Raw genomic sequence first — 13548 nt, forward strand, 5'->3', positions numbered from 1 at the left:
CTCTTCAGAGAGCCGAGGTCCAGCGGGAGGACACGACGCGGTCCACGCGGAGCACCGAGCCGAGTCGCTCCGCCGCATCGACGCGCTCGCGCACCGAGGCGTCGAGGTCGATCACGCTGTGCGCGCCGATCGGCGCGACGTGCAGGGTGAGCTCGGCGGTGGGTGCGAGATCGGTGATGTCGACGCGCCAGACGAGTCCGTCCCAGAAGCGATCCGCGATCACGACGCCGTCGGCGCGCAGCTGCGCGACGTCGCCCTCCCAGTCGACGACGAGCTCGACGAGGTCGCCCTCCGAGAGATGCTGCGGTTCGGGAGGCACTACCCTCCACACTCCGGCGACCTCGTCGAACTGTTCGTCGTCGGGCGCGGCCGACCGGCCCATCGATTCGCCGTAGCGGGCCGGGACATCCCCCGGGGGGCGCAGCTCCTCGATCGTCAGTCGGGTGGTGCCGGGGTGCGCGTCGGTGCGCAGGTCGAGCGGAGCGAACTCCTCCCCCGTCCAGATGTGCGCCGTCGGCTCGCGCTCCGCGCGCACCACGAGGCGGCCGGATTCCCGCCACACGGCATCCGCCGAATCCACCAGGTCGGCGCCCAGGTACCAGAGCCGTTCGGCGCGCTCCTCGTCGACCACGAGGATGCGCAGGGCGCCGTCGACCACGACGACATCGCCCGAGGTGAGATCGAGTGGCGCCGCCGCATCCACCTCGACCCCTCGACGAAGAGCGCGAGACCCTTCACCGAGCTGCAGCCGTGCGGGGACGCCGTCGTGCGCACGAAGCACCAGCGTGGGCACCTCGCCCTCGACGATGCCGGAGGCGGATGCCGTCGCCCACTCGACCCGTGCGCCGGCGATGTCGACCCGCAGCGGCCAGCGGCCGACCACCCCGGTCGGGACGTCGACCGGCCGGTCGGGGACCACCAGATCGCCGCCCGCGACCGGGATGCGGAACTGCACTGCGGGAACCGCCGACAGCGGCTCATGGGGCTGGTGCGTGTTCACGAAGAGGAAGCCGCTCACCCCGTCCCCGCGCACCGCCCAACGCAGCGAGTCCAGGTCGCGCACGTCGACCGGCGCATCGTCAGGAAGAGAGCTGAATGTGTCGGCGAGGAGTGGGCCGAAGGCGGCGAGGAAGGCATTGTGGTCGCGGAGAACGCCCAGGCTCGGGCCCGGACGGCCTGTGGCACCGAAGGCCGCCTGGAAGTCGTAGTCGAACCGCGGCAGGTCGTTCGGGTACCCCGTGGCCAGGCTCTCCTGCAGTCCGTCCTCCGGATTCACTCCGCCCGCGTACATGTAGAAGCCCTGCCAGGCCGAACCGTTGCCGATCTTCACGTTCGCGAGGGCCGCGATGTCCCGAGCGCGCGCGATCGGGCGCCGGTGGTACGCGGTGGCCATGCCTCCGCCCAGCTCGCACGTCGACGGAGGGAACTCGGGGTCGACCGGCCGGACGACGATCTCGGCGCCCTCGCGGAAGTCGCCGCCCACACCCGGATCGTCCCAGACGTGCGTGAACCGGAAGTGGTCGCGGAAGCTGTCGTCCCACGTGGATCCCTGACCCGCCCAGAAGCCGTCGGCATAGCCGCTGTAGAGGGGGAAGACGTCGTGAGGGGGCAGGATCGCCCCGCCCCAACCGGTCGCCGTCCACAGCGGCGCCGCGAGCCCGGACTCCTGCGCGATCGCCTTCAGGGCGGCGATGTGATCCGGCTGGTCGTGGAGCTCGTTCTCGAGCTGGATGCCGACGATCGGCCGATCCGGTCCGCAGAACCGACGCACCTGCTCCGCGATCCTCCCGTACCAGTCGCGGACCAGCGTGAGGTACTCCGCGTCGTTCGTGCGCGCACGATCTCCGAGAGCCGCGACGACCCAGTCCGGATGCCCACCGTTCCGGACCTCTCCATGGCACCACGGCCCGATGCGCAGGATCACGTCGATCCCCACCCGCTCGGCCGTCTCGAGGAAGGCCGCGACGTCGAGATCCCCGTCGAACCTCACCTGCCCGCGTTCGCGCTCGTGGTGGATCCAGAACACATAGGTCGACACCGATGTGAGACCCGACGCGACGAGCAGGCGCAGCTGCTCCTCCCACCGCCTGCGCGGGATCCTGCTGAAGTGCAGCTCGCCGGTCACCGGCACCGTGGGTGCTCCGTCGACCTCGATCCACCGACTCGTCAGGCGCAGCCGCTCATGCGGGTCCTCGGTGTTGCTCATCGCCGGCTCGGTCAGCGGGGGCCGATCGTCGAGAAGGGTGATGGTGCGGAGAGTCGACGTCGCGGGCATGATTCTCCTTCGAAAGACGGGGCGAGCGCTCCCGAGACTACGGCCAGGACGCAGAGGGGAGGAAGTACGATCCGTCGCCGGCATATGGATGAATCCATGTCACGCGATCACTGCTGGGACGCGAAGATTCGCATCCCAGCGCTATGATTCGGGGATTCGTTCGAAACCCGCCCCGCTTTCGATAGACGAAACTCTGATCGCCTCGAGCAAGGAGCCTGCCGCCGTGTACGTGCATGAGGGATTCCTGGGCCAACGCCTTCGAGTGATCCCGCGCCCCGCGGTGCGCGCGGCTCACGACCAGCCGATCGTGCGCCGACTGCTGGTCACGGATGTCGGCTACTTCCCCCACGCGGCGCAGCACGGTCGGGTGCGCGCTGCGGGCGCGCCCGAGACGATCATCATCGTCTGCACCGACGGCGCCGGCTGGGTCGAGTGGGGAGACCACGAACCGGTGCGCGTCGCGCGGGGTTCCGCCGTGATCCTCCCCGCGGGTGTCCGCCACCGGTACCGCGCGGATGTCGACGACCCGTGGACCATCTGGTGGGCGCATGTGACCGGATCCGACGTCGACGACTTCATCGCGACGATCTTCGCCGACGACCGCGGCCCGATCGTCGAACTGCACGACGTCTTCGCCGTGGTGCAGTCTCTGGAAGAGGCCGTGAGTGCCCTCGAGCAAGACGAGTCGTTACCCATGCTCCTCGCCGCGTCCGGAGCCGCCTGGCGGATGCTCGCCGCGATCACGTCGAGCGCGCTTCGGGGAACGGCCGCCACGAGCGACCGCATCCGCCATGTGCAGGACTACCTGCGCATGAACCTCGACACGCAGTTCTCGGTGCCCGAGCTCGCCGCGATGGCCGGCATCAGCACCTCGCACTTCTCCGCGTTGTTCCGCGGGTCCGTGGGCAGGTCCGTCAAGGACTACCTCAAGCGTCTGCGCAGTGCGCGTGCGCGAGAACTCCTGATCACCACGGAGGCGACGGTCTCCGAGATCGCCCAGGCCGTCGGATACGAGGACGCGCTCTACTTTTCACGCCAGTTCCGCTCGATCAACGGGGTGAGCCCGTCGGAGTTCCGTCGCCAGTCGGTATCCGAACGCCTGTCGCCCTCCTGAGCCGCTTCCTCAGGAGACCAGGACCCCCCTCACCGGGATCTCACCGATCGAGCGGTACACGGGCAACCCGCGTTCGTGCGCGATCTCGACGTCCTTGTCGGCGCCGGCGGAGTCACCGGGCAGGCGCAGCACGGCGTCGCAGTGCTGCAGCAGGCGGTGGGCGGTCTCGTACATCACGTCTCCCTGGGCGGCATCGGTGTCATCCATCCCGCGGAGGATCGGCAGGGCGACCCATTCGCCGATCATCGGCACATGGCCGAGGCGATGGATCGGCGCCGCGGCCTCTTCCAGCCGCTCGAGGTTGCGGGCGATCAGAGCGGGGTCGCCGCCGGTTCCCGAGCGGTAGGGGCCGGCGATGAGAATGAGGAGTGGAGTTGTCATGGGGAAGACTGTAACGTTAACCGTGCAAGAACGTGCAACTTCGTGAAAGATCAAGACCTGAGGAGTCGGATGCTGGGCGCACAGCGCAAAGACCACCTGCGGGAGATCCTCCGCCGAGACGGACGCGTGGTCGCGAAGGACGTCGCCCTCGACCTCGGCGTCTCGGAGGATTCGATCCGACGCGACCTGCGAGAACTGTCCGACGCGGGGGAGATGGTGCGCGTCTACGGCGGAGCCCTGCCGGTGCCGCCCGCCGACAGGCCCGTCGACCAGAGGACCTCACTCGCGACGGACAGCAAGGAGCGGGTCGCTCGCCGTGCGGTCGAGCTGATCGCGCCCGGCTCGACGATCGTGCTGGATGCCGGCACCACCACGCTCGCGATGACCCGGATGCTGCCGCACGGTGCCGACCTCACGGTCATCACGCCGAGTCCCGCGATCGCCCTCGCCGTGGCCGAGCACTCCGCCGCACGCGTCGTGATGATCGGGGGTGAGCTCGCACGATTCTCGATGGTCGCGAGCGGCCCGCTCGCGATGGAGGCCGTGCAGCACCTCGCCGCCGACCTGTTCTTCCTGGGCGTGACGGGCATCGACCCGGTACGCGGCCTGACCACCGGGCACCTCGACGACGCCGTGACCAAGCGGGCGATCGCCGCGCGCTGCGCCCGGACGTTCGTGCTCGGCAGTGAGGAGAAGATCGGCGTGACCTCGCACTTCCCCGTGCTCGACCTGGACGCGGTCGCCGGCATCGTCGTCGACCCTCGCGATGCCGACCCGGTGATCGACGAGCTCGCGCAGCGGGTGCCCGTGCTGCGCTGACGACGTCAGGTGATCGTGGCGGCCACGATCGTCGGGGTCATGATGGCCACCATCGCGGCGGTGATCGCATCGTTGACCGCTTTGGCGACGGCATCCCCCGCGGCGGACCCCGCCGTGAGCTCCTCGATCCGCTTCTTGAGGTCGCGCGCCGACATGCCGCCGCACTGATCGCGCAGGATCCCGTGGGCCGCGTTGAGGTTCTGGAGGATCGAGAGCAGGGCGAGGTCGGCCTGCGTCGGCACCCCCGTGCCGGCGATCACGGCGGCGAGCCGCGAGCGCAGCACCATCTCGGGAGCGGGATCGGACTCGGGCGTGCGAGCCGAACCCCATCCGAAGAAGCCGCGCTCCCCGCGGATGAGCACGCCCTGCACCACGAGCGACTCCACGACGACCTCGAGCGGGTCGAGCTTGGGACGCGTGACGAGCGACTGCAGACGCTTGCCCCGCAGCGGAACGAGACGCTCGAGCGTCGAGTCGAGGATCGGATTGCCCGTCGGCTCGGTCGACACGATCTCGACGGTCGGGTTCTTGCCCTCCGAGACGGCGACGCGCCTGTGCAGGACGAGGTCGACGATGACGGCGGCGACCTCGCCGTAGAGGCGGTTCACGCTCACGGCGCTCTCGATACGACCATCGGGCCGGAGAAGCAGCATGTGGAGTTCTTCGACGATCAGCATGCATCCACGCTAGAACGGCGCTTCGGGCCGTTGCATCCCCCTCACGGATGACTTCGGATGCGGTCGCCGGCTGTTCGCGCCGCCGGGCTGTCCCGGTCGCCGTTCCGCCATCCGGCCGTTCCCGTCGCAGTTCCGCCATCCGGCTGTTCCGGTCGCAATTCGTGCCGCCGGTGCACGATCTGCACGGCACGAATTGCGACCGGAACGGCACATGCGCGGCACGAAGTGCGACCGGAACAGCACCGCAACGCACGAACGCCGCGCCCTCCGGGGAGGACGCGGCGTTCGAGGTGAGGAGTTACGCGCCGATCTTCTTGGCGTCGTCCGTGTTGAGCAGGCGGAAGAGCACGGCCGCGATGACCGCACCGACGACCGGGGCGACGATGTAGAGCCACAGCGAGGCCCAGTCGAAGTAGCCGCCGACCGAGAGTCCGAGCGCCACGGCCGGGTTGAAGCCGCCGCCCGAGATCGAGCCGACGGTCGCCGCGCCGACGAACACGGTGGCACCGATGGCGAGACCGTAGAACGAGTTGCCCTCGGTGTCCTTCGAGGTCGCCGTGTTGAGCACGACCCAGACGAGGATCAGGGTGAACAGCGCCTCGACGAAGAACGCCGGGCCGACCTCGATGACGACGGCCTCGCCACCCGAGGGCCACACGGCGAAGCTGGTCAGCGCGGCGAGCGCGCCGCCGACGAACTGCGCCACGAGGTAGGCGATGAAGTCGACGACGCTGAGGCCGCCGCGCAGGAAGACACCGACCGACACGGCCGGGTTCAGGTGAGCGCCCGAGATGTGACCCGTCGAGAAGACGAGCACGGCGAGCGTGAAACCGATCGCGAGCGGCGTCAGCGGGCTCTCGCTGTTCACCGCGGCGATGATCGTGAGGACGAAGAGGAAGGTGGCGATCGCTTCTGCGAGCGCCTTACGGGGAGTACCGGTCATGAGTTGCTCTTTTCTGAGATTTCGGGCGGAAGGCGACCGATTCGTCCGCCCGCGCACTCCGGCTGACGCGCCCTCCGATGACGCCCCGAATATATCGACGGCGAACGCCCCGCGGATGCGCGCCGCGCGGGCTTTCTGTGAAATTCCTGAATGCCGCGTCGTTGCCGTGGTGTCAAGCCCGTCGCGGTGCTGCCGCCCGGTTCCTAGGGTTCGAGGATCGATCCCCACCAGAAGGAGAACCATGAGCACGCCTGACCAGACCCCCGATGACGCCATGACGAGCGAAGAGAAGCGGCACGACCAGCTCACCTCCGCACCGGATGCCACCGAGGCCGATGCCGCGCCGCGCATCGAGGTCTCGGAGCACGACGGAAACACGCGCATCGACATCCTTCCGGATGCCGCCGTGCGACCCGGCCCTGGCCCCGGCGTCGAGACCGACGTCGACGACGCGCCTCAGGAGTAGACGGCGCTCACGAGCGTGACGGCGTCGTGCGGCGGCGGAGTCCCGCCACGGTGCTGATCACGACGCCCGCGAGCAGGAGCATCCCGCCCAGAGCCGCCGCCCCGGAACTGTCTGCACCGGTCTGCGCCAGCGCGCCTCTCGGCGGGTCCGTCGGGCCGTCGGAGTCCGTCGGAAGGCCGGGATCCGTCGGCACCGCCGCGAGGACCTCGTGCTCGAACGACTGAGGTTCGGCGGCCGCGGCGCCACCGCGAGCGCCGGGACTCTCGGCGGTGACGTCGACGTCGATGACCGATCCCCCCACCCGCACGAGCGCGGTGAACGACACCGTCACGGACTCACCCGGGGCGAGCGTGCCGACCCAGCGCATCACGGTTCCGTCGAGACGCGCCTGTCCGACGCTCGCCTGGAACGCGCCGTCGATGCCGGCGGAACGCAGCAGCGAAGCGAGATCGGCGGTGAGGGTGGCATCCGTCAACGGCACGTTGCCCGTGTTGGTGAGAGTCATCTGATATCGGATGCGGTCGCCAGGGCGCACCTCGGCGCCGGCGCCCGGCACGGCCGAGGCCTCGAGGGCGAGGCGGGGTACCGCCGCCACGGTCGTCGCGGTGCCGGCGGTGCGCCCGGCATAGAGCAGCAGGGTGCTCTTCTGCGTGGGGTGCGACGGATCACGCGACGCGTCGCTGACAGCGCCGACCGCCGAGTACAGCGCGACCTGACGGGCCACCTCGGGAATGTCGAGGTTGTCGACGGGGAACCATGTGCCCTCACCCGTCGTGTTCCTCGCGGAGGAGAGCACGTAGAACGCTCCCTGCCGCGGCGCGGCGATCGTCGCGCTCACGATCGGCTGACCGTCGAGAGTGTCGTCGCAGTTCACCGTGAAGTCGATGCCCTCTGTCAGCGGGGTTCCCCCCTCGACCGGCACGTTCACCGGGCCCGGGTCCACGTCGAACACCCGGAGCGTGGTCGACGAGCAGTCCGCGACCGACCCTCCGAACGGCGCCGTCTCCTCGGTACCGGCGGCGACCCACTGCCCGCCGAAGTCGGCGGCCGACGCATCGCCGATCGCCTTCGCCTGCACCACGAAGCGAGCGGGAGACGTCGCGGTCGCACCGCTCGTCCAGTGGCCGCCCGCCCGCTGGAACAGGTCGAGCGCGGTGCCGTAGGCCACGTCGGAGCGGAAGACCTGGCCACCGCTCTCGAACTCGGCCGAGTAGACGCCACCGGCCGCGTCGAGGATGCCCGAGCCGACCACCTGCAGGAAGAACGTGAACGAGCCGGTGACGCTGACGGCATCCGCGGCAGCTGCGGTGAACGTGCCCCGCACCAGATCGCCGGCCGCTCCGGAGTCGGCGACGGTGACCTCGACGAGTGGCGTCCCACCCTCGGCATCCGTCACAGTCGCAGCGGTCGAGAGCACCGCTCGCGTCCCTGCCGGGGTGCGGACGTCGAATATCTCACCGGCACTCGCGAGCTCGCGGTCGAATACGACCGTGACGGCCAGGAACGGCAGTGCGGCCGAGGGCACCAGCGGGTTCGCGGCCTCGTACGGGGCGACCGAGACGGCGGTCACGGGCGAGGACGAGGCAGCGGATGCGGGGGCGATGCCTCCCCCGACCAGTGCGGCGCCGAGGACTGCGGCGAGGGAGAGCACCGCGGCGAAGCGGCGACGGGAACGACGTTCGACGGGCACAGCAGGTCTCCAGACACATCGGTGGGGATGGCCCCAGCGTATCGGCGTGCCCCCTCATGCGCCCGTGGCGGCAGGGCGCGGCGGAACTAGTTGCGGGTCGCGGCTCCGTCGCGGCCGCATCGCGATAGGTTTTCCCTTGTGACCACGACCATCGCCGACGAACCGCCCGCGCGCCGCAACGCGACGCCCGGGCCGGAGCGCGGCGGCGGCGCCACCCTCGCCGACGTCGCACGCCTCGCCGACGTCTCCCGTGCCACCGCCTCACGCGTCCTCGCGGGCCGCGCGGCGGGCAAGTCGGCGAGCCACGCTCGCGTGCTCGCCGCGGCCGAAGAACTCGGCTATGTGGTGAACGGCCTCGCCCGTTCGATGATGGGCGTCGGTCGTCGCAGCATCGCGTTCGTGTCGAGCATCATGGTCGGCCCGACCTTCGCCACGATGGCCGGCGGCGCCGAAGACATCGCCACGGCGAAAGGGCACCTGTTCACGATGTGCACCACCGGCGGCGACCTCGATCGGGAGGCGGCGCTGATCGAGACCCTCAGCGAACAGCGGGTCGCCGCCGTGCTCCTCGTCGGCTCGACCCCCGCGACGGAGGAGTTCGAACGGAGAGCACAGGGATACTCCGACACCCTCGCACGCGTGGGAGCCCGGCTGATCCTGTGCGGTCGCGCGGCCCTTCCTGAGCATCCCCAGATCGCGTCGATCGACTACGACCACCGCGGAGGGGTGCGCAGCGGCGTCGAGCACCTCGTCGGACTCGGGCATCGCCGCATCGCCTTCGTGGGTTCACTCGACGACATGACCACTCCGCACCAGCGCTTCCTCGGGTACCAGGACGGGCTCGCCGACGCCGGCATCGAGTTCGATGCCGACCTGACCGTGCAGAGCGGCAACTCCTCGGATGACGCAGCGTCCGCGACGGTCGCGTTCATCGAGAGACACCCCGAGGTCACGGCGATGGTCTGCCAGACAGACGTCATGGCGGTCGGCGTCTGCCGTGCGCTGCACGATGCGGGCATCGCGATCCCGGCGCAGATCTCGGTCGTCGGGTTCGACGACATGCAGCTGGTCGCCGATCTGACGCCGTCGCTCACGACCGTGCGCGCGCCCTTCCACCGCGTGGGCGAGCTCGCCGGTCGCATCGCCGTCGGCGGTGTCTACGACGGGCCCGCGGTGCTGCCCGTCGAGCTGATCGTGCGCGGCTCGACCGGGCCCGTCCGCGCCTGAGCGTCCGCCTTCGCAGGCGGGCGCATCGCAGCGGCGCGATCGGGGGACCCTGACCGCACCGCTGCGCTCGCCTGTCAGTAGGCGCCGAGATCCTCCCACGGACCGTTCACGTCACCGGGCTCCTGGTTGCGGGTCCACCACTTCGCGCGGAACGAGTGCCCGTCGTGCGCGACGGTCTCGCCGCCGACATAGACGTACGACGTCGTCCACGCCCGCACGCCGTCGCCCGCCGCGGGAACAGCGTCGCCCTGCTGCATCCACGACCCGGTGACGGTGCTCCCCGGCAACTCGTTCCTCGTCCACCACTGCGCCGTGTAGACGGCTCCGTCGTGCGACACCTCGTCACCGACGTCGTAGACCGTGGCCGCATCCCAGGCGGGCACGGCCGGAGCGGTCGCCACCTCGCCGAACACGATGAGCTCGGCCACGTTCAGGATCTGGCCGTTCACGAGTCGGATGTACCGGAACGAGGTGTCGTCGCTCACCGCCCACGGCTGCCAGTCGAGGGTCTTCACCGGAACCGTGGGCGTCAGCCGCGTCCACGTCTGCAGGTCGTTCGACCCCTCCACGCGCATGTCGGCGATGCGGGAGGTTCCGTACCCGTCCTGTCGCACGAGCAGCTCAGCCCCGCTCAACGACACGGTCGTGTCGGGTCCGAAGTCCCAGACGTTTCCGTAGAGCCCGGAGTTCAGCCGGGTGTCGGAGTGCGTCGCCGGGTCTCCGTCGAGCATCCTGGCCGTGTACTGGGTCCACGCGGCGTCGGCGACTCCGTCGGGGCGCAGCACCGTGGCCTCGCGGAACGCCGAGTCGATGCGCTCGCTGTCGCTCGAGAGGAACAGCTTCGATGCGTCGGTCGTGGCGTGGATGGTGTCGGCATCCCGCCCGTCGACCGTGGTGAAGTCGACAGTGAAGTCGACCCGTGCACCGCGCTGCGCACTCTCGGGCACAGCGGCCGTCGCGACCCACTCACCCGCTGCGGGAGACGTCACGGCGGCGGGAGCTCCGAGCACAGTGACCTCCACATCCGTGTTGCCTGCGGGGCCCGCGACCCGCACCTCGACGACGTCGCCCGCCACGATGCGCCCTGCGACGGCATCCGGCGACGAGAGCGAGACGGTGTCCATCGACCCGACGGCCTCGGCGCGGGACCCGTCGATGCGGATGTCGGCGATGCTCCAGATCCCCGGGTATGCGGGATCGGACGGCACACCCGGCTCGTCCACCTGGAACTTCAGGAACCGGAACGGCTGGCCCCGCACGTCCTCACGCACATCGATCCACTCCATGGAAGCGTCCTGTCCCGCGTTCGGATGCTCGGTGAGCAGCGTCCACGTCGACCCGTCGTCGGAGCCGTAGACATTCGTCCCCTCGGCGCGGTTCGCGAACGTGTCCCTCGCCTGGATGCCGATGCGCTCGGCGCCGACTCGGAAGGCCGACCCGAAGTCGAACACGATGCTCGGAACTCGCTGGTCACCCCAGGTCGTCTGGTTGTCACCGTCGGTGATCGCGGTCAGCTGTGCGGCGGTGAGCGGCGGCGCGCTGACGATCGAACGGTAGTCGAGCGTGCCGTCCGGCAGCACCGGGTCGAGCACGACGAGATCTGCGACAGCGTCGCCGAGCCCGTCGAGAAGGGTCGCGAAGGCTGCGGCATCCGCATCCGACACTCCCTGTTCCGCGCTCGTGCGCGCCTCGACGAATCGCGCCCAGCTCGCCGAGGTGTACTCGCCGCTCCCGCCCGCGCGGCCGACGAGCTCGTCGATCGCGGCATCCCGACTCTCGGCGACCGTGATCGTCACGGGCAGCGCGGTCACGGTCGTGCCGTCCGACGCGGCGAGGGTCATCTCCTCGTCGCCCGACTGCGCGGGTGTCCAGCTCAGCTCGCTCCCCCGCAGCGTCACGCCCGACGGAGCGTCATGCAGTGCGAGGGCCACGGTCTCGCCGGCGGCATCCGTGGTCCGGATGTCGCGCGTCCAGTGCTCACCTGCGACGAGAACGGCGTCGAGCTCGGGAGCGTCGGTGAACACGGGCGGCGTGATCACGCCGTTCGCCTGCGCGAGGAGCCCCGCGACGTCGACCTTCGCGTCCGACCCGGTCGCCCGGAGGAACAGGATGTTCTCGCCCACGGCACCCGGGGTCTTGGCCAGGGCCAGATCCAGCCAGACGTAGCGCCACTCGCCACCGGTGTCGGGCACGACGATCTCGGCGAACGGCGACTCTTCCGCGGTGCGGGATGCCTGCAGACGGGCGGTTCCGGAGCTTCGCACCTTCACGGCGACCAGCGACTGCGCGGCGGCTCGGTCTCCCCAGATCGCTCGCCTGATCGCGAGATTCGCGTCGTCGGCACCGGCGTCGAGCCGGATGAAGGACGCGCCGCCCTCCTCGTCGCGGACGGCTCCGTCGCCGAGGGGTGTGCCGAAGGTGCTCACCGGCAGCTCGGCGCTGTCGGCGAGCGGAGCGACGGAGTCGTCGACCTCGGCGAGCTCTTCGGGGAACGCGACCCAGTACTCGGCTCCCGTGTAGTCGGATCCCCGGTCGCTCCAGAAGTTCTGGATGCCGGTGCCGTAGTAGTACAGCGGACCGTCGCGCTGCTCGTAGAGCTCCGCGACATGGGGTGCCTCGGCGGCGACATCGACGTCGGCGACATAGCGGTACTGCAGGTACGCCTCGCTGAGCGGATCCTGCAGTCGACCGCGGTACGCCTGCGAGATCGCACCGCCTTCGTTCGCCGGGATGTACGGCACCTCCTCGCCCATCATGAAGGCGTAGAAGGTGTCGGCGCCGTCGAGGATGCGGTGGTCGAGGAAGTCGTAGGGCGAGACGGCATCCGTCGACTCCGACACCGTGCCGGAGTCCGGATCGACCTTCGTGCCCTGCGCGTCGACGATCCGGGCGAGGGCGACGAAGATGTCGACGTCGCCCTGACCGTGCGCCTGATCTCGGAGCATCTCCATGTGCTGCACGAACGGCTGGCCGGTCGTGTTGCCGGGCGCATCCGCCGGGATCTCACGGAACAGCTGCTCCAGGGAGCCGTTCACGTTGCCGCCGTACAGGTCGTGCTCGCTCTCGTAACCCGCGTTGACCGTGAACCACTCCACCCGCTCGGCGTACAGGTCGGCGTCGTCGAGGAAGATCGCCGCCGAGATCATGCCGATCACACCGTAGAGGTGCTGGTTCCACAGACGGTTCTTCGACGAGAGGAACGTGTCCAGCACCGGGCGGATGAGGTTCGCCTCGATTCGCTGCTCATCGGCATCCGTCCACCGCAGGTCGTAGCCGTCGAGGTCGGCGTTCGCCGGCTCGGTGCTGCGGATCACCTCGGCGGCGATCAGCATGTAGTACAGCGGCACGCCGGTGTGGATGTGCGCGTCGGCGAAGTATTCGTACTTCGCCGGGTCCAGGCTGCTCCAGGCCCGGAGCCCGTGCAGCGCGTTCGCACGGTACTGCTCATCGCCCGTGACGACGTACTCGAGCGCCTGGGTCATCACCCCGATGCTGTCGCGCTGCGCCATCGCCCGCATCGCGACGCTCGCATAGGCGTCGTTCTTCGCGACGTCGGTGCCCGGCTGCGCGTTCTCGACGCGGTAGTCGATCGCGGCGTACCGGGTGTCGACCATCGCGTCGTAGTAGCTGGCCCACGGGTCTACCCCGGCGAGCACCTGGGTGCGCATGTTCTCGAGGTTGTCGGCCGTGAAGCCGACACCCGGATGCGCGAAACCGGCGTCGCTGACCGTCTCGACGATCTCGGGCGGGGGCGTCAGCGCCGTGACCGGGACGGGTGGCGCTGCGGCGACCGGGGGTGCCGCGGCTGCCGGTGGTGCGACCAGGAGCGCCCCGCTGAGGGCGATCACGCCGGCGGTCAGCGCACCGACCGCCTTTCGGATACTGCGTCGTTCGATCTTCATCGATCTCTCTTCCGTGACGGCGCCGTCGATCGACGGCGCGAGGGCATGCATGAG

Annotated in this window: 10 protein-coding genes; 4 read left to right on the plus strand and 6 right to left on the minus strand. The window is 69.8% G+C overall.

Features of this window, described 5'->3' with window-relative positions; translation table 11 throughout:
• Window positions 1-4: 4 nt before the first annotated feature.
• A complete protein-coding gene (locus tag JOF42_RS01395) occupies window positions 5-2275 on the minus strand; it encodes a beta-galactosidase (RefSeq protein WP_210096218.1) in 2271 nt (756 codons plus the stop codon).
• 223 nt (window positions 2276-2498) lie between these two features.
• Here JOF42_RS01395 and JOF42_RS01400 point away from each other — a divergent pair, with 223 nt between their 5' ends.
• Complete coding sequence (locus JOF42_RS01400) at window positions 2499-3389, plus strand: AraC family transcriptional regulator (protein WP_307803501.1); 891 nt, start codon at window positions 2499-2501, stop codon at window positions 3387-3389.
• A 9-nt stretch (window positions 3390-3398) separates the two neighbouring features.
• On the opposite strand, the gene JOF42_RS01405 is transcribed toward JOF42_RS01400, so the two are convergent.
• Window positions 3399-3770 carry a DUF4406 domain-containing protein gene (locus JOF42_RS01405; protein ID WP_210096220.1) on the minus strand — a complete coding sequence of 124 codons (372 nt, stop codon included), beginning with the start codon at window positions 3768-3770 and terminating at the stop codon, window positions 3399-3401.
• A gap of 69 nt (window positions 3771-3839) precedes the next feature.
• Here JOF42_RS01405 and JOF42_RS01410 point away from each other — a divergent pair, with 69 nt between their 5' ends.
• Window positions 3840-4589 carry a DeoR/GlpR family DNA-binding transcription regulator gene (locus JOF42_RS01410; protein WP_210096221.1) on the plus strand — a complete coding sequence of 250 codons (750 nt, stop codon included), beginning with the start codon at window positions 3840-3842 and terminating at the stop codon, window positions 4587-4589.
• Between the two features lie 5 nt (window positions 4590-4594).
• Here the strand turns inward: JOF42_RS01410 and JOF42_RS01415 are convergent, their stop codons facing one another.
• Window positions 4595-5266 carry a GOLPH3/VPS74 family protein gene (locus JOF42_RS01415; protein WP_210096222.1) on the minus strand — a complete coding sequence of 224 codons (672 nt, stop codon included), beginning with the start codon at window positions 5264-5266 and terminating at the stop codon, window positions 4595-4597.
• 298 nt (window positions 5267-5564) lie between these two features.
• Complete coding sequence (locus JOF42_RS01420) at window positions 5565-6209, minus strand: MIP/aquaporin family protein (protein ID WP_210096223.1); 645 nt, start codon at window positions 6207-6209, stop codon at window positions 5565-5567.
• 241 nt (window positions 6210-6450) lie between these two features.
• Here JOF42_RS01420 and JOF42_RS01425 point away from each other — a divergent pair, with 241 nt between their 5' ends.
• A complete protein-coding gene (locus JOF42_RS01425) occupies window positions 6451-6675 on the plus strand; it encodes a multidrug transporter (protein ID WP_210096224.1) in 225 nt (74 codons plus the stop codon).
• 7 nt (window positions 6676-6682) lie between these two features.
• Here the strand turns inward: JOF42_RS01425 and JOF42_RS18150 are convergent, their stop codons facing one another.
• Window positions 6683-8365 (minus strand): DUF7927 domain-containing protein, encoded by a 1683-nt coding sequence (locus JOF42_RS18150; RefSeq protein WP_210096225.1) that lies wholly within the window; start codon window positions 8363-8365, stop codon window positions 6683-6685.
• 138 nt (window positions 8366-8503) lie between these two features.
• Here JOF42_RS18150 and JOF42_RS01435 point away from each other — a divergent pair, with 138 nt between their 5' ends.
• Window positions 8504-9592, plus strand: coding sequence for a LacI family DNA-binding transcriptional regulator (locus tag JOF42_RS01435; protein WP_210096226.1), 1089 nt, complete (start codon window positions 8504-8506; stop codon window positions 9590-9592).
• A 74-nt stretch (window positions 9593-9666) separates the two neighbouring features.
• Here the strand turns inward: JOF42_RS01435 and JOF42_RS01440 are convergent, their stop codons facing one another.
• Window positions 9667-13494: a carbohydrate-binding protein gene (locus tag JOF42_RS01440; RefSeq protein WP_210096227.1), complete on the minus strand. Its 3828-nt coding sequence runs from the start codon at window positions 13492-13494 to the stop codon at window positions 9667-9669.
• Window positions 13495-13548: the final 54 nt, after the last annotated feature.

The organism is Microbacterium phyllosphaerae (assembly GCF_017876435.1).
GTDB classification, from domain to species: domain Bacteria; phylum Actinomycetota; class Actinomycetes; order Actinomycetales; family Microbacteriaceae; genus Microbacterium; species Microbacterium phyllosphaerae.

Bases quoted from the DNA above. Each gene is read 5' to 3' on its own strand.
- JOF42_RS01395 (WP_210096218.1), bottom strand. From the start codon at position 2,275: ATGCCCGCGACGTCGACTCTCCGCACCATCACCCTTCTCGACGATCGG.
- JOF42_RS01405 (WP_210096220.1), bottom strand. From the start codon at position 3,770: ATGACAACTCCACTCCTCATTCTCATCGCCGGCCCCTACCGCTCGGGA.
- JOF42_RS01410 (WP_210096221.1), top strand. From the start codon at position 3,840: ATGCTGGGCGCACAGCGCAAAGACCACCTGCGGGAGATCCTCCGCCGA.
- JOF42_RS01415 (WP_210096222.1), bottom strand. From the start codon at position 5,266: ATGCTGATCGTCGAAGAACTCCACATGCTGCTTCTCCGGCCCGATGGT.
- JOF42_RS01420 (WP_210096223.1), bottom strand. From the start codon at position 6,209: ATGACCGGTACTCCCCGTAAGGCGCTCGCAGAAGCGATCGCCACCTTC.
- JOF42_RS01425 (WP_210096224.1), top strand. From the start codon at position 6,451: ATGAGCACGCCTGACCAGACCCCCGATGACGCCATGACGAGCGAAGAG.
- JOF42_RS01440 (WP_210096227.1), bottom strand. From the start codon at position 13,494: ATGAAGATCGAACGACGCAGTATCCGAAAGGCGGTCGGTGCGCTGACC.